Origin of the sequence: Carboxydocella sp. ULO1 (assembly GCF_002049255.1) — a bacterium.
In the GTDB taxonomy this organism is placed as follows: domain Bacteria; phylum Bacillota.
In genome coordinates, this window is sequence record NZ_BDLQ01000177.1 from 1 (window position 1) to 356 (window position 356).

1 rRNA gene is annotated in these 356 nt (G+C 56.5%); it reads right to left on the reverse strand.

The annotated features are described in order from the left end of the window. Positions 1-356 (reverse strand): 23S ribosomal RNA (locus ULO1_RS14455); the annotation flags it as partial.

A 356-nucleotide genomic window follows, 5' to 3' on the forward strand; every position in this document is an offset into this window, starting at 1 on the left:
CGTCCCTGCTCGACCCGTCGGTCTCACAGTCAAGCTCCCTTCTGCCTTTGCACTCTCCGCGCGTTTTCCATTCGCGCTGAGGGAACCTTTGGGCGCCTCCGTTACTCTTTAGGAGGCGACCGCCCCAGTCAAACTGCCCACCTGACACTGTCCCCTACCCGGCTCTCGTGTACGGGTTAGAACTTCAATATCACAAGGGTGGTATCCCACCAGCGACTCCACATAGGCTGGCGCCTACGCTTCTCCGTCTCCCACCTATCCTGTACATGCAATACCAAAATCCAATGTCAGGCTACAGTAAAGCTCCACGGGGTCTTTCTGTCCTGTCGCAGGTAACACGCATCTTCACGTGTACT